The 23,165-nt window shown below is 73.0% G+C and carries 22 protein-coding genes; 13 read left to right on the forward strand and 9 right to left on the reverse strand.

The features are described from left to right. Positions 1–30 precede the first annotated feature (30 nt). Positions 31–1,821 (forward strand): hypothetical protein, encoded by a 1,791-nt coding sequence (locus OG462_RS34110; RefSeq protein WP_406063670.1) that lies wholly within the window; start codon positions 31–33, stop codon positions 1,819–1,821. A 3-nt stretch (positions 1,822–1,824) separates the two neighbouring features. Here OG462_RS34110 and OG462_RS34115 read toward each other — a convergent pair whose 3' ends face one another. The 3 genes from OG462_RS34115 to OG462_RS34125 all read right to left on the reverse strand — a co-directional run bounded on the left by OG462_RS34115 (position 1,825) and on the right by OG462_RS34125 (position 5,716). After that, on the reverse strand, positions 1,825–2,970 hold the full coding sequence (locus tag OG462_RS34115; RefSeq protein ID WP_406063672.1) for a GDSL-type esterase/lipase family protein: 1,146 nt from the start codon (positions 2,968–2,970) through the stop codon (positions 1,825–1,827). 270 nt (positions 2,971–3,240) lie between these two features. Next, positions 3,241–4,863 (reverse strand): malate synthase A, encoded by a 1,623-nt coding sequence (aceB, locus tag OG462_RS34120; RefSeq protein WP_406063673.1) that lies wholly within the window; start codon positions 4,861–4,863, stop codon positions 3,241–3,243. Positions 4,864–5,089: 226 nt separating this feature from the next. Then, on the reverse strand, positions 5,090–5,716 hold the full coding sequence (locus OG462_RS34125; protein WP_406063675.1) for an NTP transferase domain-containing protein: 627 nt from the start codon (positions 5,714–5,716) through the stop codon (positions 5,090–5,092). A gap of 191 nt (positions 5,717–5,907) precedes the next feature. Between OG462_RS34125 and OG462_RS34130 the strand changes: the two genes are divergently transcribed. After that, entirely contained in the window at positions 5,908–6,234 is a 327-nt protein-coding gene (locus OG462_RS34130) for a DUF5955 family protein (protein ID WP_055602862.1), read from the forward strand. A gap of 50 nt (positions 6,235–6,284) precedes the next feature. Here the strand turns inward: OG462_RS34130 and OG462_RS34135 are convergent, their stop codons facing one another. Both OG462_RS34135 and OG462_RS34140 read right to left on the reverse strand, forming a co-directional pair. Then, on the reverse strand, positions 6,285–6,911 hold the full coding sequence (locus OG462_RS34135; RefSeq protein WP_406063678.1) for a response regulator: 627 nt from the start codon (positions 6,909–6,911) through the stop codon (positions 6,285–6,287). 3 nt (positions 6,912–6,914) lie between these two features. Continuing rightward, positions 6,915–8,099: a sensor histidine kinase gene (locus tag OG462_RS34140; RefSeq protein WP_406066831.1), complete on the reverse strand. Its 1,185-nt coding sequence runs from the start codon at positions 8,097–8,099 to the stop codon at positions 6,915–6,917. A 244-nt stretch (positions 8,100–8,343) separates the two neighbouring features. Between OG462_RS34140 and OG462_RS34145 the strand changes: the two genes are divergently transcribed. Together OG462_RS34145 and OG462_RS34150 are read left to right on the forward strand one after the other, a co-directional pair. Continuing rightward, on the forward strand, positions 8,344–9,423 hold the full coding sequence (locus OG462_RS34145; RefSeq protein ID WP_406063680.1) for an ABC transporter permease: 1,080 nt from the start codon (positions 8,344–8,346) through the stop codon (positions 9,421–9,423). Continuing rightward, positions 9,420–10,103, forward strand: a complete 684-nt coding sequence (locus OG462_RS34150; protein ID WP_406063682.1) for an ABC transporter ATP-binding protein — start codon at positions 9,420–9,422, stop codon at positions 10,101–10,103. Before OG462_RS34145 ends, OG462_RS34150 begins: the two co-directional genes overlap by 4 nt. Positions 10,104–10,641: 538 nt before the next feature. Here the strand turns inward: OG462_RS34150 and OG462_RS34155 are convergent. Continuing rightward, positions 10,642–11,448: an IclR family transcriptional regulator gene (locus OG462_RS34155; RefSeq protein ID WP_406063684.1), complete on the reverse strand. Its 807-nt coding sequence runs from the start codon at positions 11,446–11,448 to the stop codon at positions 10,642–10,644. 339 nt (positions 11,449–11,787) lie between these two features. Between OG462_RS34155 and allB the strand changes: the two genes are divergently transcribed. Both allB and alc read left to right on the forward strand, forming a co-directional pair. After that, positions 11,788–13,122 carry an allantoinase AllB gene (gene allB, locus OG462_RS34160; RefSeq protein ID WP_406066832.1) on the forward strand — a complete coding sequence of 445 codons (1,335 nt, stop codon included), beginning with the start codon at positions 11,788–11,790 and terminating at the stop codon, positions 13,120–13,122. Between the two features lies 1 nt (position 13,123). Beyond that, positions 13,124–14,254, forward strand: a complete 1,131-nt coding sequence (gene alc, locus OG462_RS34165) for an allantoicase (protein ID WP_406063686.1) — start codon at positions 13,124–13,126, stop codon at positions 14,252–14,254. Positions 14,255–14,591: 337 nt separating this feature from the next. Here alc and OG462_RS34170 read toward each other — a convergent pair whose 3' ends face one another. Beyond that, positions 14,592–15,332: an SDR family NAD(P)-dependent oxidoreductase gene (locus OG462_RS34170; protein WP_406063688.1), complete on the reverse strand. Its 741-nt coding sequence runs from the start codon at positions 15,330–15,332 to the stop codon at positions 14,592–14,594. A 172-nt stretch (positions 15,333–15,504) separates the two neighbouring features. On the opposite strand from OG462_RS34170, the gene OG462_RS34175 reads away from it, so the two are divergent. The 3 genes from OG462_RS34175 to OG462_RS34185 all read left to right on the forward strand — a co-directional run bounded on the left by OG462_RS34175 (position 15,505) and on the right by OG462_RS34185 (position 17,566). Beyond that, positions 15,505–16,113 (forward strand): dihydrofolate reductase family protein, encoded by a 609-nt coding sequence (locus OG462_RS34175; protein ID WP_406066833.1) that lies wholly within the window; start codon positions 15,505–15,507, stop codon positions 16,111–16,113. A gap of 134 nt (positions 16,114–16,247) precedes the next feature. Continuing rightward, positions 16,248–17,183 carry a DMT family transporter gene (locus OG462_RS34180; RefSeq protein ID WP_406063690.1) on the forward strand — a complete coding sequence of 312 codons (936 nt, stop codon included), beginning with the start codon at positions 16,248–16,250 and terminating at the stop codon, positions 17,181–17,183. Between the two features lie 11 nt (positions 17,184–17,194). After that, positions 17,195–17,566, forward strand: a complete 372-nt coding sequence (locus OG462_RS34185) for a hypothetical protein (RefSeq protein WP_406063692.1) — start codon at positions 17,195–17,197, stop codon at positions 17,564–17,566. On the opposite strand, the gene OG462_RS34190 is transcribed toward OG462_RS34185, so the two are convergent. Then, the gene (locus OG462_RS34190) at positions 17,567–17,788 is read right to left on the reverse strand and encodes a hypothetical protein (protein WP_361849945.1); all 222 of its coding nucleotides are present in this window, start codon (positions 17,786–17,788) and stop codon (positions 17,567–17,569) included. Positions 17,789–17,933: 145 nt separating this feature from the next. Between OG462_RS34190 and OG462_RS34195 the strand changes: the two genes are divergently transcribed. The 3 genes from OG462_RS34195 to OG462_RS34205 are packed head-to-tail and all read left to right on the forward strand — an operon-like array spanning position 17,934 to position 21,029. Further along, positions 17,934–19,145, forward strand: a complete 1,212-nt coding sequence (locus OG462_RS34195) for a sensor histidine kinase (protein WP_406063694.1) — start codon at positions 17,934–17,936, stop codon at positions 19,143–19,145. After that, positions 19,142–19,813, forward strand: a complete 672-nt coding sequence (locus OG462_RS34200) for a response regulator (RefSeq protein WP_406063696.1) — start codon at positions 19,142–19,144, stop codon at positions 19,811–19,813. The genes OG462_RS34195 and OG462_RS34200 overlap by 4 nt, the downstream gene beginning before the upstream one ends. 37 nt (positions 19,814–19,850) lie before the next feature. Then, a complete protein-coding gene (locus OG462_RS34205) occupies positions 19,851–21,029 on the forward strand; it encodes a cytochrome P450 (protein ID WP_406063698.1) in 1,179 nt (392 codons plus the stop codon). A gap of 165 nt (positions 21,030–21,194) precedes the next feature. Here OG462_RS34205 and OG462_RS34210 read toward each other — a convergent pair whose 3' ends face one another. Next, positions 21,195–22,208, reverse strand: a complete 1,014-nt coding sequence (locus OG462_RS34210; RefSeq protein WP_406063700.1) for a Gfo/Idh/MocA family oxidoreductase — start codon at positions 22,206–22,208, stop codon at positions 21,195–21,197. A 139-nt stretch (positions 22,209–22,347) separates the two neighbouring features. Here OG462_RS34210 and OG462_RS34215 point away from each other — a divergent pair, with 139 nt between their 5' ends. Then, a complete protein-coding gene (locus tag OG462_RS34215) occupies positions 22,348–23,067 on the forward strand; it encodes a GntR family transcriptional regulator (RefSeq protein WP_406066834.1) in 720 nt (239 codons plus the stop codon). Positions 23,068–23,165 lie beyond the last annotated feature (98 nt).

The following is a 23,165-nucleotide window of genomic DNA, read 5'->3' on the forward strand; positions in this document are numbered from 1 at the left end:
ATTCGTCCCTGTCGAACTACCCTGGGAAGCGTGGCCGAGACCGTTCTCACCAACACCGGGCTCGACAGCTTCCTCGACGGAACCTCCGAGCGCCGCGACCCCGTCTTCGTGCGTGCCGCGGAAGCGGTGCTGGGGCTTCTGGCCCTTCGTGGGGCCGATCGGGGGTCCGGGGTGCCCGAGCCCACGCCCGGTCTCGTCCGGCAGCTGCTCGTCGAGGATCTGCCGACGTTCGTGTACGCGCCTCCAGGGGCGCTCGCCGTCTATCCCGACGTGGTCGGGCAGCTCGCGGCGCGCTTCGACGGGGCTCGGGGCGAGCAGGTCGCCGTGGCGGTCAGGGATGCCGTCGGTGACTTCGAGCGGGCCATGACCGACCCGGGGAACCTGACCTGGCACCGGTGGTACGCCTCGCTGCTGCGGACCTGTGGTGCCGACCTCGCCGACCCCGAGGACGTACGGCGCCGGCTCGCCGCCCTCGACGGGGCGCCGCTGCCCGACGGGGTGCACCGGGCCGATCTCATGGGGCGTACGGCCCTCGCGGACGTCCTGCTCGCGGAGGCCCTCACCCGCGCGTACGTACGGGACGCCGAGGCGCCGCCCGCCGCCGGGCCGCTGCTCACCGACCACGCCGTCGCGACCGGCATCGGGCAGGTGGCCGCCGCGCTTCAGGACCGGTGGACCGCCGCCGGGCTGGCCGAGCAGCTCGCCGGGCCGTACGCGCGCTTCGCGCCCGGGCCGGACGACTTCCCTCACCTCGTCCTCGCCGACGCCCTCCTCGACGAGCACCTCGACCACTACGGCGACATCGCCGTCCCCGTGCCCCCGCCGCCCGTGATCGAGGCCGGGCCCGTCGAGGAGGACGCGAACACCCTCATCACCGCCGTCGAGGAGCTGACCGAGGAGGAGTTCGAGCCGTACGGCGGGGAGGCTCCGCATCTGCTCTACGTGGTCTACCGGCGCGGATGCTCGGCCGAGTCCGTCGCCCGCAAGGCCGCCGAGTACGAGGACTGGGCCGTCGACCCGGCCCTGGAGGACCTGCCCGTACCGGTACCGGCCGAGGCACCCGACCCGTACGCGACCCCGCCCCTGCCGGAGCTCGTACGACTCCTCGGTACGGCCGAGCTGACCGAGGCCGACCGGGCGAAGCTCGAAGGGCCCGCCCGCGACCTCGCCGCCGTCCTCGACCGACTCGCCGCCACCGGCCTGGTCTTCCGCACCGGCGACGCCTTCGGGCTCACCCCGCGCGGCGCCGGCGTCGTGCGCTATCTGCTCGGGGTACGCGGGATCGCCGCGCCCGACGCCGCCGGGGCCAGGGCGTGGAGCGCGCCCGAGGTCGTGGCCGCCGCCGGGGGTTGGCCCGACTGCGTCGCCGCGCGCGTGCTCGCCGACTGGCTCCACGCGCGCGGGGACACCGCCGACGCCTGGTCGCGGCTGCTCGCCGCCCTCGGCACCGTCCACGCCGGCACCTCCGACGCCGCCGCCACCCGTGGGCTGTTCGCCGTCCTGGACACGGCCGCCGCCCCGCCCGAAGCCCTGCGCGGAGCCCTCCGTGACCCGGTGATCGGCGCATACGCCCATCAGGCCCTCCGTGCGTGCGGTGAGCCCTCCGACCTGATCCAGGTGGGGATCTCGGCGCGGGCGCTGTTCGTGCTCGACGCGCTGCCCGCCAAGAAGGGGCCCCTGGAGTCCCGCCGTACCGCCTTCGACACGGCGGCCGCGGCCTGGCCGGGCGGTTCCGCCGCCCTGGTCCGGGCGATGAGGGCGGCCGACCGGCACGAGGCCGAGCGGGTCCTCGGCCCGCTCGGCCTCGTGCCGCCGGCGTGATGCTCAGCCGGCCGTGAGGTACATCCCCGACGGTCCCGACCCCGCCGTGTTCCGGCAGGTCTGGTTGCCCGTCGGGCGGGCGTGGATCAGAGCCAGGCAGCGGCCGAGGGCCTGCTGGCCGTAGGCGTTGGGGTGCATGGACTCCTGGACGAGCCCCTGCGTGCTCTGGCTGTCGATCCAGCGCGCCCACTCGCTCGTCGTCCCCGACGCGGGCACCGTCGACGTGACCTGACGGCTCGCCTTCGCGCACACCTCACGCCCCTGGAGGGCGTCCCGGAGGTCCATGAACTGCACCCCCTTGGCCGCCGCGACGCCCTTCAGCCGGTTGGCGAGCTGCGGGACGAGGGAGTCACGGGCCCAGTCGGAGTCGCTGTTCCAGAAGGGGCAGCCGCCCGTGTTCGTACGGGACCAGCCGCTCTCCCCGTACCGGTTCTCGGCGGCGCGCGGGATGGGTGAGGGGTACGACTGAAGGACGATCCGGTAGTCGGAGGAGCTGTATCCGGCGCTCGTCATCACGGCCCGGATCTCGTCGACCGAGCGGCCGACGTCCGCCATGACGCCGTCGATCTTCGCGTCGACCTCGGCCTGCTGGTCGTCGGCGCAGTACGAGTACCAGACGATGTAGTCGGTCGCGCAGGCCGTGATGACGTCCGCGAACCCGAGGTCGTTGCCGCCGATGGAGAGGGCGATCAGCTCCACGTCGTGCGAGGCGGCCACGGCCGCGAGCTGGTCGGCCTGCGGGGCCTCGCCCTTGTACGCCCGGCCGCCCTGCGAGGCGCGGAAGAGGTTCTCCGTCGTCGCCCCGGAGCAGGCCAGGTTGATCAGGGAGCTCGCGATCGGTCCCGCGCTCCGCACCTCGGCGGTGTCCGAGCGGTGACAGCCGCCCGCGGTGGTGCCGTACACCCGGGACGGGTCGTAACCGCTGCCCGTCCAGGCCCGGTCGGTGCCGTTGCGGCTCCCCGAGTTGGTGAGGCTGTTGCCCAGCCAGCGGCCGGCTTCGCCGGAGATGTAGCTGTCGCCCATGGTGACGACGGCGGTGGGCCCGGTGCCGGGGGCGGCGTGGGCGGAGGGGGCGGCGACGGAGGCGAGCCCGGCGGCGGTACACAGTGCCAGGAGTGCGCGCAGCGCACGGTGGGGGGACGAAGGCATGGCTGTGCTCCTGCGGTACGCAGTGACGTGGGGGACAGCCGCCGGCCGGTGGCATGGCGGAATCTGTCACCCCCCGGCTTGTTACCGCTAGGTAGCTGCATATCTCGGTTCCGTCACGTCCCCTGTGACGACACAGGGCTCCGCCCCCGGTACGTGTGCGCGTACCGGGGGCGGAGCCCTGTTCAGTGGTTGTTCCGTGGTCGTACGGGAGGCTGTTCGGCAGCTGTGCGGGCAGCCGGTCAACAGGTTCCGCGTACGAGATCCACGAGGTCAGCCGACCAGCTGCTCGTACGCGGGCAGCGTCAGGAAGTCCGCGTAGTCGGCGTCGAGGGAGACGTGCAGCAGCAGGTCGTGGGCCTGCTGCCACTTGCCGGCCGCGAAGGCCTCCTCGCCGATCTCCGCGCGGATCGCGGCCAGTTCCTCTGCGGCGACCTTGCGGGCCAGCTCCGGAGTGGCCGTCTCGCCGTTCTCGAAGACGACGCCGGCGTTGATCCACTGCCAGATCTGCGAGCGCGAGATCTCGGCGGTGGCCGCGTCCTCCATCAGATTGAAGATCGCGACGGCGCCGAGGCCGCGCAGCCACGCCTCGATGTAGCGGGTGCCGACCTGCACGGCGCTGACCAGGCCCGCGTACGTGGGCCTGGCGTCCAGCGAGTCGATGGCGATCAGGTCGCCGGCCGCGACGGAGACGTCCTCGCGGAGGCGGTCCTTCTGGTTCGGCTTCTCGCCGAGGACGGCGTCGAAGGAGGCCATCGCGATCGGCACCAGGTCGGGGTGGGCGACCCAGGAGCCGTCGAAGCCGTCGCCGGCCTCGCGGTCCTTGTCGGCCTTGACCTTCTCGAAGGCGACCTTGTTGACCTCGGCGTCCTTGCGGGACGGGATGAACGCCGCCATGCCGCCGATCGCGTGCGCGCCGCGCTTGTGGCAGGTGCGCACGAGGAGCTCGGTGTACGCGCGCATGAACGGGGCCGTCATCGTGACCGCGTTGCGGTCGGGAAGGACGAACTTGGCGCCGCCGTCACGGAAGTTCTTGACGATGGAGAACAGGTAGTCCCAGCGGCCCGCGTTCAACCCGGCGGCGTGGTCGCGCAGTTCGTAGAGGATCTCCTCCATCTCGTACGCGGCCGTGATTGTCTCGATGAGGACCGTGGCGCGGACGGTGCCCTGCGGGATGCCGACGTAGTCCTGGGCGAAGACGAAGATCTCGTTCCAGAGGCGGGCCTCCAGGTGCGACTCCGTCTTCGGCAGGTAGAAGTACGGGCCCTTGCCGAGGTCGATCAGACGCTGGGCGTTGTGGAAGAAGTACAGGCCGAAGTCGACGAGCGCGCCCGGCACGGGGCGGCCGTCGAAGGTGAGGTGACGCTCCTCCAGGTGCCAGCCGCGGGGCCGCATGACGACGGTGGCCAGCTGATCGGCGGGCTTGAGGGCGTACGACTTGCCCGAGCGCGGGTCCGTGAAGTCGATCTTCCGGCTGTACGCGTCGATCAGGTTGAGCTGGCCCAGGACCACGTTCTCCCAGGTCGGCGCGGAGGCGTCCTCGAAGTCCGCGAGCCAGACGCGCGCGCCGGAGTTGAGCGCGTTGATCGTCATCTTGCGGTCGGTCGGGCCGGTGATCTCGACGCGGCGGTCGTTCAGAGCCGCCGGGGCCGGCGCGACCTTCCAGGAGTCGTCGGCACGGATCGCCGCGGTCTCCGGAAGGAAGTCCAGGGTGGAGGTGCGGGCGATCTCGGCGCGACGCTCCGTTCGGCGGGCGAGGAGCTCGTCCCGGCGCGGGGTGAACCGCCGGTGCAGTTCGGCGACGAAGGCCAGGGCGGCCTCGGTGAGCACCTCTTCCTGACGCGGCAGGGGCTCGGCATCGACGACGGCCAGGGGGGACGGCGCTGGTGCGGACATGAACTGTCACTTCCTTCAGCGGACTTCACGGGCGGTGCCAGGCGGCCGCCGGGCGTCGCGGGACGGCACGGAGTGCCGCAGGCGCCGAGATACGGCCGCAAGCGCCTTCTGTACGAGCAAGCGCTTCTGAACAGTGGATACTAGTTTCCTCATGGTGGAAGTTCAATGGTTTGTTGATGTCGAGATTCTCCGGATCGACAGACCATGGCGCTGGGTGCCACGCCCTTCACTCCAAGTGCGCCAGATCCTCCTCGGTGTCGATGTCATAGGGCTCGGCCACATCCGAACAGTCCACCGGGGTGATCGCATCCCGGTGCGCCGCCAGATAGTCCCGCGCGCCCCGGTCGCCCACCGCGAGCTCGGCGATCCCCGCCCAGTGCCCGGCGCCGAACAGCACCGGATGGCCCCGCTGCCCGTCGTACGAGGCCGCCGCGAGCGAATCCCGCGAGGCGTACGCCGCCCGGACCCGGGCCACCGCCTCCGCCCCGATCCCCGGCTGGTCCACCAGGAGGACGAGCGCCGCGTCCACCCCGCGCGGATCGGCGGCCAACGAGGCGAGCCCCGCCCGCAGCGACGAACCCATCCCCTCGGCCCACTCCGGGTTCTCCACGAGTACACACCCGGGCAGCTCCGCCCGCTCCCGTACGACATCGGCCGACGCGCCCAGGACCACGTGCACCACCTCGCACCCGGCCGCACGCAGCACCCCCACGGCGTACTCGACGAGGGGACGCCCCCGGTGGGTGAGGAGCGCCTTGGGCCGCCCGCCGAGCCGCCGCCCACCCCCGGCGGCGAGCAGCAGGCCGGCGACGACGGGGGAGCGGTCGGCGGTTCGATCATGCGCTGTTGTCATGAGGACGTCTTACCTCACCCGGCGGAATGACACGGTCGCCTGAATTCCGGTGGCGAAGGGTGGCGCGCCGGGGTGGCGAAGGAGTTAACTGACCGCTACTCACGGCGCCCGACCGACCACCGTCCGGCGGGTCGGCTCGGAGTGTTCGGAGTATGGAGTTCTGCGCACAGTGTCGTGCGAGGGGGAGAACCATGTTGCGAAGCGTGGGGCAGAGGCGAGTGACCGGCGAGGGCGTGGACCCCAGGGTGGCCGAACTGCGGTCCGCCGTGTCCCGGCTCCGACGAGAGCTGGCCGCCCATCGCGTCGAGTTCGCCGACCGGGGCATCGCCGAGGACGAGCTCGCCGCCCTGGACGCGATGGCGCTCAGCGGCGCGCCCGAGGTTCGGCGGCTGCGCCGCTCGCTGCTGCTCGTCGCGGGATCGGTCGGGTCCGTCAGCGCGCTCGCGGAGGGGCTTGCCGGGGTCCGGCGCGCGGTGGAACTCTTCGGGCCGCCGGCGCCGCGGGGGCCGGTCGACTGACAGCGGTGCGTCGACGCCGGCCTGTCCGGCGGATCGGGCTCGGACGGTGACTAGCGCCTGATCAGCCGGCGTGCCGTCGCCGTCGCCACCGCCGCCGTGCGCGAGTCCACGCCCAGCTTCGCGAACACGTGCACCAGATGGGACTTCACCGTCGCCTGGCTCAGGAACAGCACCTTGCTGATCTGCTGGTTCGACAGGCCCTCGCCCACCAGCTGGAGCACCTCCAGCTCCCGCCTCGTCAGCGCCTCCGCCGGCATCCGCATCCGGTCCATCAGCCGGTGCGCCACCGCCGGGGCGAGCGCCGACTGGCCCGCCGCCGCCGTTCGGACCGCCGCCGCCAGCTCCTCCGGCGGCGCGTCCTTCAGGAGGTAACCGGAGGCGCCCGCCTCCACTGCCGCCAGGATGTCCGCGTCCGTGTCGTACGTCGTCAGGACCAGCACCTTCGGCCCGCCGGGCGCCGCCGTGATTGCCGCCGTCGCCTCCGAGCCGTGCATCCCGGAGCCGAACTGCAGGTCCATCAGGACCACGTCCACATCCCCGGCGGCGGCCAGCTCCACCGCACGCTCGGCGGTCGCCGCCTCCGCGACGACGGCGAAGTCCGGCTCCGTGTCGAGGACCGCGCGCAGGCCCGCCCGTACCACCGGGTGGTCGTCGGCCAGGAGAAGGCGGATGGTCATGCTTCAGACTCCAGCGGGAAGAGGGAGGGACACGGCGACGGCCGTGCCCTGGCCGGGGGCGGACTCGACGGTGAACGTGCCGCCCAGCGACTCCGCGCGCGAGCGCATCGCCGGAAGCCCGAAACCGCCGTCGGAGGACGGCCGCACCGAACCGGGCTCAAAGCCCCCGCCGTCGTCGACCACGTCCAGGGTCACTGAGGCGTCCATGAACGACAGGGTGATCTCCGCCCGCGAGGCGCCCGCGTGCCGCACCGTGTTCGCGAGCGCCGACTGAGCGATACGGAGCAGCGCCACCTCGTAGGGGGTAGGCAGCTCGACCGGCGTACCGCTGATGGAGAAACGGACCCGCGGCCCGGCTCCCGGGCCGCCGTTCGGACTCGTGCCCGCGTCGCCGGCCCCCGGGTCGCCGTACTGACTCGTCCCCGCGTCGTCGGGATCCGGACCGGGCCCCGGCTCGCACAGGCGCTCCAGCGCCGCCGCCAGCGAGCCGTGCTCCAGGTCCGGTGGTGACAGCGCCCGGACGAAACGTCTGGCCTCCGCCAGGTTGTCCTGGGCCTCCCGCCGGGCCCGGTCGATGTGACCGGCCGCCGGTGAACCCGGCGGCAGCGCACGCTCGGCAGCCCGCAGCAACAGCTGGATCGAGGACAGGCCCTGGGCGAGCGTGTCGTGGATCTCGCGGGCGAGCCGCTCCCGCTCGGCGAGCGTCCCCGCGTGCCGTTCCGCCGCCGCAAGCTCCGCCCGCGTCTCGATCAGCTCCTCGATGAGCCGCCGCCGCCGCTCGCTCTCCCGGTAGAGCGCGTGGTAGCCGAGGACCGTCGCCACCGCGACCGCCGCGCCGAGCAGCGGCCCGATGAAGACCCCCGGGTTGAGCGCGGCGCCGTGCCCCACGTACGAGAGGATCGCCGCGCCCGCCGTCAGGGCGACCACCGGCAGCGACCAGCGGGCGGGCAGCAGGTGCAGCTGGAGGAAGTAGAGCGGGAAGGCCACCCAGAGTGCCTCCGGGGTCAGGCACAGCATCGCCAGCCAGGACGCGCCGAGGGCGGCCAGCCAGACGCCGGCGGCCCGCTGCGAGTTCCGTACGGACGGCAGGTACGAACCGGCTGCGTAGACGGCGCCCGTCAGCACCGCGAGCGCCGTCCCGGCGGCCGAGCCCGCCCGTACCGCCGCGAGGGCGAGCAGGCCCGCCATCAGCAGGTGCAGACAGAGGCGCAGTGCGCGGAGGGCGGGGGTGAGGGGACGCCGGGCGGGGTGGAGGGAGGAACGCCGGGTGGGGTGGAGGGAGAAACGCCGGGTGGGGTGGAGGGAGAAACGCAGATCCATGTTCCCTCCAGCCTAGACAGCGGCAGACAATCCGGACTCAACCGAAAGTTTGATTACGGAGCCATCCGTGGCGCGATGCCCGGGGGGTGCCCCGCCGACCACTCTGGTCAGCATGTTCGTCGCATGGAGAGACCTCAGATTCGCCAAGGGGCGATTCGCCCTCATGGGCACCGTGATCGTGCTGATCACCCTGCTCGTGGGGTTGTTGTCCGGGCTGACCGCCGGACTCGCGCGGGAGAACATCTCCGCGATCACCGGTCTGCCCGCCGACCGGCTGGCCTTCGCCGCGCCACCGGCCGGGCAGTCGGTCTCCTTCACCAACTCGACGGTGACGGAGGAGCAGTGGCGCGAGTGGGCGGGCCGGCCCGGAGTGACGGCGGCGGCGCCGCTCGGCATCCGTACGCTCAACGGCGCCGCCGGGGACCGTACCGCCGCCGTGTCCGCCTTCGGTACGGAGCCGGAGAGCGGGCTCGCACCCGTGGCGCCCGCCTCGGGGACGGCCGTCCTCTCGGAGTCGGCGGCGGAGGAGCTGGGCGTCTCGGCCGGTGACCCGGTCCGCCTCGGCCCCCTGGAGCTCACCGTCGCGGCGGTCGCCGGCGACGCCTCGTACAGCCACACCCCGGTGGTGTGGACCTCCCTCGACGACTGGCAGCGGCTCGGCCACAGCGGCACCACCGTGCAGGAACAGGCCACCGTGATCGCGCTGCGCGGGGAAGGGGCGACCGACTGGGGTGCGGGCGACAAGGCCGTCGGCACCGAGGCCCGGACCGTCGACGACGCCCTCACCGCCATAGGGTCCTACCAGGCCGAGAACGGCTCGCTCCAGCTCATGCGCGGCTTCCTCTTCGCCATCTCCGCTCTCGTCATAGGAGCCTTCTTCACCGTCTGGACGATTCAGCGAAGCGGTGACGTGGCCGTGCTGAAGGCGCTCGGCGCCTCGACCCCGTACCTGCTCAAGGACGCCCTCGGGCAGGCGGTGCTGATGCTCACGGCGGGCACGCTGCTCGGTACGGCGCTCGCAGTCGGCATCGGCGCGCTGGTCAGCGGCGGGAACGTGCCGTTCGTCCTCGAACCGCTGACCGTCCTCGGGCCGGCTGCCGTGATCGTGGTGCTCGGTGTGCTCGGAGCGGCGCTGTCCATCCGGCGGATCACCGCCGTCGACCCTCTCACCGCGCTCGGGAGTGCCCGATGAGTCTTGTCCTCGATGACGTCACCCTCACCTACCCGGACGGCGACGGTCGGCTGACCGCGCTCGACGCGGTCTCCCTCACGGTTCCCGCGGGCTCCCTCACGGCCGTCGTCGGTCCGTCCGGCTCCGGCAAGTCCAGCCTGCTCGCCGTCGCCGCGACCCTCGTGACGCCGGACCGGGGCCGGGTCGTCGTCGACGGTACGGACACGGGCGCGCTGGATGCGGCCGGGCGGGCGGCGCTGCGGCGGGAACGGATCGGGATCGTGTTCCAGCAGCCCAATCTGCTGCCCTCGCTCACGGCGGCCGAACAGCTCCAGGTCATGGCGCACCTGTCCGGCCGCCCGGCGAAGTCGGCCCGGAACCGGGCGCTGGAGCTGCTGGACGCGGTGGGCCTCGCGGACCTGGCCGAGCGGCGGCCGCACCAGCTCTCCGGCGGCCAGCGGCAGCGGGTCAACATCGCGCGGGCGCTGATGAACGAACCGGCGGTGCTGCTGGTCGACGAGCCGACGAGCGCGCTCGATCACGAGCGGGGGGCGGCGGTGGTGGAGCTGTTGGCGGGGCTGACGGTGGGGCGGGGGACGGCGACGGTGCTCGTCACCCACGACCGGACGCATGTCGCTCGCGCGGAGAGGGTGGTGGAGGTCCGGGACGGCCGGCTCTCGGAGCGGGTGGCCCGGGTCTGAGACGGTCTCGCCCCGCGGGCCCGTCCCCGCTGAGGGCACTTGCCCCCGTTGGAGGCGCCTGCCCCGTTGGGGCCCGCCCTGATGGGGGCACCCGCTCCCCGTGGGGCTTCGCCCCTGCCCCCGTTGGAGGCGCCTGCCCCCGTTGGGGGCACCCGCCCCGTCCGTTGGGCTTCGCCCCCGCCCCCGTTGGGGGCACCCGCCCCCGTCCGTTGGGCTTCGCACCCGCGCCCGCCGCCCGCCGTGTGGGCAATCGTCCCGCAGGGCGGGACGGGTGGGCACACGGGACGGCGCCCTCGGCGGCGCCTCCGCCCCTTGTGCCTGGACCCGCACCAAGCAGTGGCGGCGCACCTGTGGTGCGGGTTCAGGCGCGGAAGCCTAGGCCCGGCAAGGGGCGCCGTTCCGTTGTGCCCACCCGTTCCGCCCCTGGGGGTCCCCCCGGACGGAGTCTGGGGGAGGAACAGTTGCCCACAACGGGGGGTGCGGCCAGGGCCCGCACTCGGCCAGGGCCCGCACCCGTGCGAGGCGCGCACCGCAGGGGTTACGACCCCCCGTTGCCCGTCGTGTTCGCCAGGGCCGTCGAGAGTTCTCGGGCTACTTCCTGGAGGATCGGGACGATCTTCTCCGTGGCCGCTTCCGTGACGCGGCCCGCCGGGCCCGAGATCGAGATCGCCGCGGCGGTGGGGGAGTCCGGGACGGAGACCGCGAGGCAGCGGACTCCTATCTCCTGCTCGTTGTCGTCGACCGCGTACCCCGTCTCGCGGACCGCGACGAGTGCGTCGAGGAAGCCGTCCGGCGTGGTGATGGTCTTCTCCGTGGCGGCCGGCATGCCGGTACGGGCGAGGAGTGCGCGGACCTCCTCGGCCGGGGTGTGCGCGAGCAGTGCCTTGCCGACACCGGTCGAGTGCGGCAGCACCCGTCGGCCGACCTCGGTGAACATGCGCATGGAGTGCTTGGACGGCACCTGCGCCACGTACACGATCTCGTCGCCGTCGAGCAGCGCCATGTTCGCGGTCTCGCCGGTCTCCTCGACGAGCCGCGCGAGGTACGGGCGGGCCCAGGTGCCGAGGAGGCGGGAGGCGGACTCGCCGAGCCGGATGAGGCGGGGGCCGAGCGCGTACCGCCGGTTGGGCTGCTGGCGTACGTAGCCGCAGGCGACCAGGGTGCGCATCAGGCGGTGGATGGTGGGGAGCGGGAGTCCGCTGCTGGCGGAGAGCTCGCTCAGCCCGACCTCGCCGCCGGCGTCGGCCATCCGCTCCAGGAGGTCGAAGGCACGCTCAAGGGACTGGACGCCCCCGCTTGCGGCGGGTTTGGCGGCGTCGGTGGTGCTGGCGCTGGACGTCGGCACGTCAACGGTCCTTTCGGGGCAGGCGGGCAAGGCAGCAGCCTACCGGCCCATCGGCCGGGGTACACGGTCCCGGTGTCGGCGTCCGCGCCGGTCAGGACGTGTTTGTCCGGTGTCGCAGTCGGCCCGGAGCGGTCCGGGTCAGCCCCGCATGTACGGAGCTACGTTCTACTGTACGAAATTTACATTCCACTTCGTGGAAACATCCAAGCGACGTTCGGCGGCTGACGATGGAGGCGGCGATGCTGGAAGTGTGCCCTTGACGGCATGTCGTCCGGAAGTGAAGACTCCTTCAACAGTTCGTTGAATTTCTCCTTGAAGCACTGGAAGAAGGGGTACGGGGTGGACGTCAACCTGGTCCTGCGCTCGACGCGTGTCATCACCCCCGAGGGGACACGCCCGGCGTCGATCGCCGTGTCCGGTGGGACGATCGCGGCCGTACTGCCGTACGACGCCGAGGTACCCGCCGGCGCCCGGCTCGAGGACGTCGGCGACGACGTCGTCCTGCCCGGCCTCGTCGACACCCACGTGCACGTGAACGACCCCGGCCGCACCGAGTGGGAGGGCTTCTGGACCGCCACCCGCGCGGCCGCCGCCGGTGGCATCACCACGCTGCTCGACATGCCCCTCAACTCGCTGCCGCCGACCACCACCGTGGAGAACCTGCGCGTCAAGCAGGAGGTCGCCCGCGCCAAGGCCCATGTCGACGTCGGCTTCTGGGGCGGCGCCCTGCCCGACAACGTCAAGGACCTGCGCCCGCTCCACGACGCCGGCGTCTTCGGCTTCAAGTGCTTCCTGTCGCCCTCCGGCGTGGACGAGTTCCCCGAGCTCGACCAGGAGCAGCTGGCGACCTCCCTCGCCGAGATCTCCGGCTTCGGCGGCCTGATGATCGTGCACGCCGAGGACCCCCACCACCTCGCCGCCGCGCCCCAGCGCTCCGGCGGCGCGTACGTCGACTTCCTCGCCTCGCGGCCCCGCGACGCCGAGAACACGGCGATCGAGAACCTGATCAACCAGGCCCGCCGGCTCAACGCCCGCGTCCACGTCCTGCACCTCTCCTCCTCGGACGCGCTGCCGGTCATCGCCGCCGCCAAGGCCGAGGGTGTCAAGGTCACCGTCGAGTCCTGTCCGCACTTCCTCACCCTCACCGCCGAGGAGATCCCGGACGGCGCCACCGAGTTCAAGTGCTGCCCGCCCATCCGCGAGGCCGTCAACCAGGACGCGCTGTGGCAGGGGCTCGCGGACGGCACGATCGACTGCATCGTCTCCGACCACTCCCCGTCGACGACCGACCTCAAGACCCCCGACTTCGCGTCCGCCTGGGGCGGCATCTCCTCGCTCCAGCTCGGCCTGCCGGCCATCTGGACCGAGGCCCGCCGCCGCGGCTACGACCTGACGGACGTCGTCCGCTGGATGTCCGAGGGCCCGGCCCGGCTCGCCGGACTCGGCCGCAAGGGCGCCATCGAGGCCGGCCGCGACGCCGACTTCGCCGTCCTCGACCCGGAGGCCACCTTCACGGTCGACCCGGCCGAGCTCCAGCACCGCAACCGGATCACCGCCTACGCGGGCAAGACCCTCAGCGGCGTCGTCACCTCCACCTGGCTGCGTGGAGAGCGGATCGCCGACCGGGGCACCCTCGCCGAGCCCTCCGGCCGCCTCCTCGAAAGGAACAACTGACGTGTCCGCCACACCCAGCTCCGGCATACCCTCCTTCACCGGTGACGCGAGCCCCTACGGCGGCGGCGACCCCTACGCCGACTACCGGACGGCCGACTTCCCCTTCACCCAGTACGCGGACCTCGCCGACCGGCGCCTCGGCGCGGGCGTCATCGCCGCCAACGACGAGTTCTTCGCCGAGCGCGAGAACCTGCTCAAGCCCGAGGCCGCCGAGTTCGACCCCGAGCACTTCGGCCACAAGGGCAAGATCATGGACGGCTGGGAGACCCGCCGCCGCCGTGGCATCTCGGCCCAGCAGCCGCACCCCACCGAGGACGACCACGACTGGGCCCTCGTACGGCTCGGTGCGCCCGGCGTCGTCCGCGGCATCGTCCTCGACACGGCCCACTTCCGCGGCAACTACCCGCAGGCCGTCTCCGTCGAGGCCGCCTCCGTCCCCGGCTCGCCCTCGCCCGAGGAGCTCCTCGCCGACGACGTGAAGTGGACGACGCTCGTCCCGCGCACCCCCGTCGGCGGCCACGCCGCCAACGGCTTCGCCGTCGACGTCGAGCAGCGCTTCACGCACCTGCGCGTCAACCAGCACCCCGACGGCGGCATCGCCCGCCTCCGCGTGTACGGCGAGGTCGCCCCCGACCCGGCGTGGCTCGGGGTCCTCGGCACCTTCGACCTCGCGGCCCTGGAGTACGGCGGCCAGGTCGAGGACGCGTCCGACCGCTTCTACTCCCCGGCCACCAACACCATCCAGCCGGGCCGCTCCCGCAAGATGGACGACGGCTGGGAGACCCGCCGCCGGCGCGACAAGGGCAACGACTGGATCCGCTACCAGCTGGTCGCCGAGTCCGAGATCCGTGCCGTCGAGATCGACACCGCGTACCTCAAGGGCAACAGCGCCGGCTGGGCAGCGCTCTCCGTCGCGGCCGAGGGGTCGGAGGAGTGGACCGAGATCCTGCCCCGGACCCGCCTCCAGCCCGACACCAACCACCGCTTCGTGCTCGGCACGCCGGCGGTCGGCTCCCGCGTCCGGATCGACATCTACCCGGACGGCGGCATCTCCCGCCTCCGCCTCTTCGGCTCCCTCACGGAGGCCGGTACGGCCCGGCTCACGGCCCGCCACCAGGAACTGGGCGGCTGACCGGCCCCGTACGAGCAGGCCGGGGGTACGCCCCCGGCCGCCCATGAACTGGGTGGGCACGACACCCCGCCCGGCACGCGAGGGCGCACCGGACCGACAGCACCGGTGCGCCCTCGCGCCTCCTCTTTTTTTGGGGCTCGGTTCGCCTCCGGGGCGCTGCAGCCGGGCTCACAGGGCCGACCGTGCTCACCTCCTTCGTTCCTCAGGAGGCTCCGCGCGCTCGGCCCCGATCCCCCGGCGCGCCCCTTCGGCTCACTCGCCGAGGTCCTACCCCGACAGGGTGCCGTCCTGCCCCGGCCGGGGCCCCGCCCATGCGGCGAGGTCCCGTCGGTGTGGGTTACGCCGCGTGCCCGCCGTCCACCGAGAACTCCGCGCCCGTCACGTACCGCCCCTCCGGCCCCGCCAGGAAGGCGACCATCGCGGCCACCTCGTCCGCGGTGCCGAAGCGGCCGAGCGCCGTCATGGCCGTCTGGCCGTCCGCGTACGGTCCGTCCGCCGGGTTCATGTCGGTGTCGGTCGGGCCGGGGTGGACGACGTTCGCCGTGATGCCGCGCCCGCCCAGCTCCCGGGCGAGGCTCTTCGTCAGGCCGATCAGGGCCGTCTTGCTCATCGCGTACAGCACCCCGCCGGGACCCGGCACCCGCTGGGTCATGCAGCTGCCGATGGTGATGATCCGCCCGCCCTCCGGCAGGCGGCCGGCCGCCGCCTGAGAGGCGAGGAAAGCGCCCCGGACGTTCACGGCGAGGACTCGGTCCACGTCCGTGAGGGCCAGGGACTCCAGCGGGCCGAGGACACCGGCGCCGGCGTTGTTCACCAGTACGTCGAGCCGGCCCAGGGCGTCCGCCGCCCAGTTCACCGCGCCCGCCGCGTCCCCGGCGTCGCCCGCGTCCGCCCGCAGGGGCAGCGCCTTGCGGCCGGTCGCCTCGATCCGCGCGGCGACCTCCTTGGCCCGCGCCTCGTCCTGGACGTAGGTGAAGGCGACGTCGGCGCCTTCCTGGGCGAGGCGCACGGCCGTGGCCGCGCCGATCCCGCGGCTGCCGCCCGTCACCAGAACCGCCGTGCCGTTCATCGTGGACATCCCGATACCTCCGTGGACAAGAAGCCATTAGTGGTTGCGGGTTCAATGAAAGTCGGTGGGGCGTCCCGACGCTGGCGGGAATCGGACGGCGACCCGACCAGCGATGACTTTCGCCGGGCTGTGCCGTCTGCACTGGTGAGACACGATGGACCGGAGACGAAAGGGCACCACCATGGCCACGCTCAGCCTCACCCAGTTCCTGACCCTCGACGGCGTCCACCAGGCCCCCGGCGGCCCGGAGGAAGACCCCAGCGGCGGCTTCGTACACGGCGGCTGGTCCGTTCCGTACGGGGACGAGGACTTCGGTCGGTACATGCAGGACGTCTTCACCCGGCCGACCGCCTTCCTCCTCGGCCGCCGCACGTACGAGATCTTCGCCGGCTACTGGCCGAAGCAGACGGACCCCGCCAACCCGATCGCCACGAAGCTCAACGCCCTCCCCAAGTACGTCGCCACCACCACCCTCGACTCCGCCGACTGGGCCGGGACCACTCTGCTCCGCGGCGACGTCGTCGAGGAGGTCACGGCGCTCAAGGAGCGCACCGACGGCGAGATCCAGATGCACGGCAGCGCCGGTCTCGCCCGCACCCTGCTCGACCACGACCTGATCGACACCCTGCGTCTGCTCGTCTTCCCGGTGATCCTCGGCACCGGTGGCCGCCTCTTCGGCGACGGCGTACGCCCCACCGCCTTCCGGCAGACCGACGGGCGCATCACCGGTTCGGGCGTCGCCGTCAACACGTACGAACTGGCGGGCCGCCCGACGTACGGCAGCTACTGATCCGCCGGTCGGCGGCGGACGGCTGCGACGGCAGAAAGGTGTAGCCGCCACAGGCCCGTCCGGGTACGGTGATCGCTCCACGTGCGAGCCGTCGAAGTCTCCACCTCGCCCCGAGAGTTGGAGAAACGGCCGCAATGTCAGCTTCGTCCTCGATCGCCGCCCCCGTGCCGCTCGGCGCCCCGCGCCGGGCCTGGCTCACCGACCTGCCCGTCCTGCTCGTCGCCGTCGTCTGGGGCGCCAGCTATCTCGCGGCCAAGGGCATCACCACCACCCACACCGTCATCGCGGTCCTCGTGCTGCGGTTCGCGGTGGTGCTGCCCGTCCTCGTCGTCGCCGGACGGGCCAGACTCCGGGCGCTGAGCGCGGCCCAGTGGCGCGGCGCGGCGGCCCTCGGGCTGATCCTCAGCGGGATCTTCCTCCTGGAGACCTACGGCGTCGTCCACACCTCCGCCACCAACGCGGGCCTGATCATCAGCCTCACCATGATCTTCACCCCGCTCGCCGAGGCCGCCGTCACCAGGGTCAGGCCACCGCGCGCCTTCCTCGGCGCCGCCGCCCTCTCCGTGGCCGGCGTCGTGCTCCTCACCCAGGGAGGCGGGTTCACCGCCCCCTCCCTCGGCGACCTGCTCATGCTGCTCGCCGCCCTCGCCCGTACCGTCCATGTCCTGGCGATGTCCCGGATCAAGGCGGTCCGGTCGGCCGACTCGCTCTCCCTCACCACCGTGCAACTCGGCTCCGCCGTCGCCGTCTTCGCCGTCATCGCGGCCTTCCCCGGCACCGGCTCCTCACCCTGGGCGGTGGCCCTCGACTTCGGCCCGCGTGAGTGGGGCGGACTGCTCTTCCTCTCCGTCTTCTGCACGCTCTTCGCCTTCTTCGTGCAGATGTGGGCGGTCCGCCGCAGCTCCCCGTCCCGGGTCAGCCTCCTCCTCGGCACGGAACCGCTCTGGGCCGCCGCCGCGGGCATCGCCCTCGCCGGCGACCGCCCCGGGATCCTCGGCCTCGCGGGCGCGATCCTCGTTCTGGCGGGCACCAGTTGGGGCCGCCGGGCCGCCGACGACGACGCCGGGTAGGTTCTTCGATCATGCGTTCACTGGTCTATGACAACGAGTTCCGCGCCCGTGCCCGGCGTACCCAGGGCTGGGGCCTCGGCCTGTTCACCGTCGCCGCCCTCCTCTGGGTCTGGTTCGGTGTCCTGCTCCTCACCCCGTACGAGGACGGTGACGGCGGCGGCAGCCCCTGCCCCTCGCTCCTCACCAGCGAGTACGTCCACGACGAGGATTGCGTCGAGTCCCGGGACTGGCCCGGGCTCCTCGCCCTCCTCGGCGGTTCCGTCCCGTTCGCCGTCGTCGGCGGCGCCCTCTACACGAGCGGTTCCGTCTCGCACCGCATGGCCGAGCACCTCGCCGAGGTGACCCGCCTCAACGCGACCAGCGCCTCAGCCGTACGGGAGTGATCAGGACTTCGCCACCCGGTCCGACACGATCATGAGGACCAGGCCGAGCACCGCGATCACGATGTTGGCGAACAGCTCCCGGCCCTCCAGGAACCACACGTTCTCCGTGAGGAACCGGGTCACGCCGAGGAGGCGGAACCAGCCGTCCGTCAGCTCGCGCACCACCCCCGCCACACCGAAGAGAGCGAGCAGGAAACCGGCGACCTCCAGAAACTTCTTCATGAAGTGATCATGACGGGGGCGGGGGACCGGCCGCGTCCGCCTCAGGTCCACGGTCACCGCGACCAAAGTACCGACCTCCGCGACTTCGGTACCGGCCCGGCCGCCGATGCCCCGCCCGGCGCCCCCGGCTGCGTACATTGCCGATATGACTCGTACGGACCGGCAGCGCTGGCTGCTCCCCTCCCACCTGGTCGAACCGGGCGGGAACGGGGCGGCGCGGCCCCGCCGTACCGTCCGCGACTGGATCGTGGACACCTCGCTCTTCCTCCTCGCGGCCTTCGTCGGCCTCCTCGCCGCCGACACCAGCGCGCAGTACACCAGCGAGGCCGTCACCCTCGTAGACCAGCTCCTGGGCGCCGCCGCCTGCTGCGCCCTCTGGCTGCGCCGCCGCTGGCCGGCCGGGCTCGCGATCGCCCTCTCGCTGCTCAACATCGTGGCCCCGGTCGCCGCCGGCGCCCTCCTCGCGAGCCTCTTCAGCGTCGCCGTACGCAAACCCTTCCGCGAGGTCGCCGCGATCGGCGCGCTCGCCGTCGCCGCCTCCACCGCCCAGGCCTTCATCCGGCCCGACCCCACCACCAACACCGGGCTCTCCATCGCCCTCGGCTTCACCCTCATCCTGCTCGTCACCGCCTGGGGCATGCTCGTCCGCTCCCGCCGCCAGCTCGTCGAGGCCCTCAGGGAACGCGCCCGCCGCGCCGAGGCCGAGGCCGAACTGCGCGCCGCACAGGCCCAGCGGCTCGCCCGCGAGGCCATCGCCCGCGAGATGCACGACGTCCTCGCCCACCGGCTCACCCTGCTCAGCGTGCACGCCGGAGCCCTGGAGTTCCGGCCCGACGCCCCGCCCGAGCAGGTCGCCCGCGCCGCCGGGGTCATCCGCGACAGCGCCCACGAAGCCCTCCAGGACCTCCGCGAGATCATCGGCGTGCTGCGCGCGCCCGGCGAGAACGGCGACGGTGACCGGCCGCAGCCCACCCTCGCCACCCTCGACGCACTGATCGAGGAATCCCGCGAGGCCGGGGCGGACGTCGTCCTCGACACCACCGTGGCCGAACCGGCCGCCGTGCCCGCCGCCACCGGCCGTACCGTCTACCGCATCGCCCAGGAGGGCCTCACCAACGCCCGCAAGCACGCCCCCGGCACCACGGTCACCGTCACCGTGCGCGGCCGCCCCGGAGAGGGCCTCACCGTCGACATCCACAACCCGGCACCCGCCGGACCGGTCCCGCACGTCCCCGGCTCCGGCCAGGGCCTCATCGGACTCACGGAAAGAGCCGCCCTCGCCGGCGGCCGGATGGAACACGGACCGGCCCCCGACGGCGGGTTCGCCCTCCACGCCTGGCTACCGTGGCCCTCATGACCATCCGGCTGCTCATCGTCGACGACGACCCCCTGGTCCGCGCGGGCCTCACCTTCATGCTCGGCGGTGCCGAGGATCTGGAGATCGTCGGCGAGGGCGCCGACGGCCGCGAGGTCCCCGAACTCGTCGCCCGGTACGCCCCCGACGTCGTCCTCATGGACATCCGCATGCCGCACGTGGACGGGCTCACCGCCACCGAACGCCTCCGCGCCGAGCCCGGCGCCCCCGAGGTCGTCGTCCTCACCACCTTCCACGCCGACGAGCAGGTGCTGCGTGCCCTGCGGGCCGGTGCCGCGGGCTTTGTACTCAAGGACACCCCGCCGGCCGAGATCGTCGCCGCCGTCCGCCGGGTCGCCGCCGGGGACCCGGTGCTCTCCCCGGCCGTCACCCGCCAGCTGATGACCCATGTCGCCGGGCAGCCTGAACAGTCCCCGCGCACCGCGGCCGCCGGCCGCCTCACCGAACTCGCCGACCGTGAGCGCGAGGTGGCCGTCGCCGTCGGCCGCGGACTCTCCAACGCCGAGATCGCCGCCGAGCTGTACATGAGCGTGCCGACGGTCAAGACCCACGTCTCCCGAGTCCTCGCCAAACTCGGCCTCAACAACCGCGTCCAGATCGCCCTCCTCGTCCACGACGCGGGCCTCCTGGGCGAGGACGACCAGAACTGACCGGTCAGGTCCCGGACCGGTCGGCTAGGGTGATCCGATGTCCGTCATCGAACTGGGGGAGTACGGCGCGGACTTCACCGCGAACCCGTACCCCTACTACGCGAAGCTCCGTGAGGCCGGTCCCGTCCACGAGGTACGGATGCCCGACGGCTTCCAGTTCTGGCTGGTCGTCGGCCACGAGGAGGGGCGCGCGGCCCTCACCGACCCCAGGCTCGCCAAGTCCCCTTCCGTGATCGGCATACGGCCGCCGGAGGAGGACATCATCGGCGTCCACCTCCTCTCGGCGGACGCGCCCGACCACACCCGACTGCGCCGCCTCGTCACGGGCGAGTTCACCGGCCGCCGGGTGGAGAGCCTGCGCCCCCGCATCGAGCGGCTCACCGCGGAGCTCGCCGACGCGATGGAACCGGCCGGCCGCGCCGACCTCGTCGACGCCTTCGCGTACCCGCTGCCGATCACCGTCATCTGCGAGCTCCTCGGGGTCCCCGCGGCGGACCGCGACACCTTCCGCCGCTGGTCGACGGAGCTCGTCACCCCCACCGGTGACCGGAGCATCGCCGAGGCCATGGAGGCCTTCGCCGCCTACCTCGACGAGCTCATCGAGGACAAGCGGGCCGCGGGCCCCGCCGACGACCTGCTCTCCGGCCTGATCGCCGCCCGCGCCGAGGACGGCGACCGGCTCTCCGGGCCCGAACTCCGGGCCATGGCCTATCTGTTGCTCATCGCGGGTCACGAGACGACCGTCAACCTGATCGCCAACACCGTCCGTAATCTGCTCACCCACCCCGAGCAGCTCGCCGCCCTGCGCGCCGACCCGGCCCTCCTGGACGGGGCGATCGAGGAATCCCTGCGGTACGACGGTCCGGTGGAGACCGGCACCTTCCGCTTCACGCGGGAGGCCGTCACCCTCGGCGGGGCCGAGATCCCGGCGGGCCAGAGCGTTCTCGTCGGCATCGGGGCGCTCGACCGCGACCCGGCACGCTTCGCCGACCCGGACCGCTTCGACATCCGCCGGGACACCCGCGGCCACCTGGCCTTCGGCCACGGCATCCACTACTGCCTGGGCGCCCCGCTCGCCCGTCTCGAGGGCCGGATCGCGCTCCGGACGCTCCTGGACCGCTTCCCCCGCCTCGAACTCGACCCCGAGGGCGAGCCCTGGGAGTGGCTCCCCGGCCTCCTCATGCGCGGAGTCCGGCACCTCCCGGTCCGGTGGTGACGGTGGCCGGCGCCTAGGGAGGTGTCGTGTGGATCGGGCCGGGCCCGCCGAGGAGTGCCTTGTGGATCGGGTCGGGCCCGCCAGGGAGTGTCGTGCCGGTCAGGCCGGGCCTGCCGGGGAGTGCCTTGTGGATCGGGCCGGGCTCGCCAGGGAGTGTCGTGCCGGTCAGGCCGGGCCGGCCCGGGGGATGTCGTCCACCCGTACCGGACGACGCTCCCGCCGCGAGCGCTCGCACGCCTCGGCGATGCGGAGCGCCGCCAGGGCCTCCCGCCCGTCGCACGGGTTGGGCGCCTCGCCCCGGACCAGGCGTACGAAGGCGTCCAGCTCCGCCTCGTACGCGGGGGCGAACCGCTCCAGGAAGCCGGGCCAGGGCTTCCCCGGCGAGGCCGACGCCCAGGGTTCCACCGAGGTGAGCGGGGTGCGGTCGTCCAGGCCCACCGCGATCTGGTCCAGGTCGCCCGCCAGCTCCATGCGGACGTCGTACCCGGCGCCGTTGCAGCGGGTCGCCGTCGCCGTGACGAGCGTGCCGTCGTCCAGGGTGAGGAGCGCGGAGGCCGTGGACACGTCCCCGGCCTCCCGGAACATCGCGGGGCCCGCGTCCGACCCCGTCGCGTACACCTCCACGACCTCCCGCCCGGTCACCCAGCGGACGATGTCGAAGTCGTGCACCAGACAGTCCCGGAAGAGACCGCCGGAGAGCGGAAGGTACGCGGCAGGCGGCGGCTCCGGGTCGGAGGTCGCCGCCCGTACGGTGTGCAGCCGGCCGAGCCGCCCCGAGCGCACCGCCTCGCGCGCGGCCCGGTACCCCGCGTCGAAGCGCCGCATGAAGCCGAGCTGGAGCTCCGTACCGGCCTCCGCCACCGCCGTGAGCGCGGTCGCCGTCGCCGTCACGTCCAAGGCGATCGGCTTCTCGCAGAAGGCCGGGAGTCCGGCGCCCGCCGCGCGGGCGATCAGCTCCGCGTGCGCCGCCGTCGCCGAGGCGATCACCACGGCGTCCAGGGCGTGCGTGAACAGTGCACCGACGTCCGCCGCGGCCTCCGCGCCGAGCGCCCCCGCGACCCCGGCCGCCCGGCCGGCGACCGCATCCGCCACGACCAGCGACTCGACCTCCGGGTGGCGGGCCAGCACACCCGCGTGGAAGCTCCCGATCCGTCCCGTACCGATGAGTCCGATGCGCATGGCCCCACCGTGGAGCCGCCCGCCCCCGGTGTCAAGGATTTGTCAGGACAACCGGACGTCACGACTTCCCGTCATCTGCGCACCGGGCTACGCTCCCCCCGTGTCCAAGCAGTCCGGCTCCTCCCTGCCCCCGCTCTCCGTGGACCGCACCAGCCCGGTCCCGCTCTACTTCCAGCTGGCCCAGCAGCTGGAGAGCGCCGTGGAGAACGGGACGCTGACCCCGGGCACCCTCCTCGGCAACGAGATCGACCTCGCCACCCGCCTCGGCCTCTCCCGCCCCACCGTCCGCCAGGCCATCCAGACCCTCGTCGACAAGGGCCTCCTGGTCCGCCGCAGGGGCGTCGGCACCCAGGTCGTGCACAGCACCGTCCGCCGGCCGATGGAGCTGAGCAGCCTGTACGACGACCTGGACGCCGCCGGACAGCTCCCCGCCACCCGGGTCCTGGTCAACCGCGTCGAACCCGCGACCGGGCAGGTCGCGGCGGCCCTCCGCATCCCCGAGGGCAGCGAGGTCCACTACCTCGAACGGCTCCGCACCGCACACGGCGAGCCCATGGCGTACCTGCGCAACCACCTGCCCGCCGGGCTCGTGGACCCGGACACCGCGCGCCTGGAGACCACCGGCCTCTACCGGATGCTCCGCTCCGCCGCGCTCACCCTGCACAGCGCCCGCCAGGCCGTCGGCGCCCGCGCCGCGACCGCCGCCGAGGCGGCGCTGCTCGACGAGCGGGAGGGTGCCCCGCTGCTGACGATGGAACGCGTCACCTTCGACGACACCGGCCGTGCCGTCGAGTACGGCTCCCACCTCTACCGGGCCACCCGCTACTCCTTCGAGTTCCAGCTGATGGTCCGTCCGTAGGCCGTACCCCACCGGCGGGAGGGGCCGGACACAGGCCCCCTGACAAGCGCCACGACCCGCATGACCGATACTGCAATGCACGACTGCAATGCACGCAG

Origin of the sequence: Streptomyces sp. NBC_01077, from assembly GCF_045162855.1 — a bacterium.
In the GTDB taxonomy this organism is placed as follows: Bacteria; Actinomycetota; Actinomycetes; order Streptomycetales; family Streptomycetaceae; genus Streptomyces.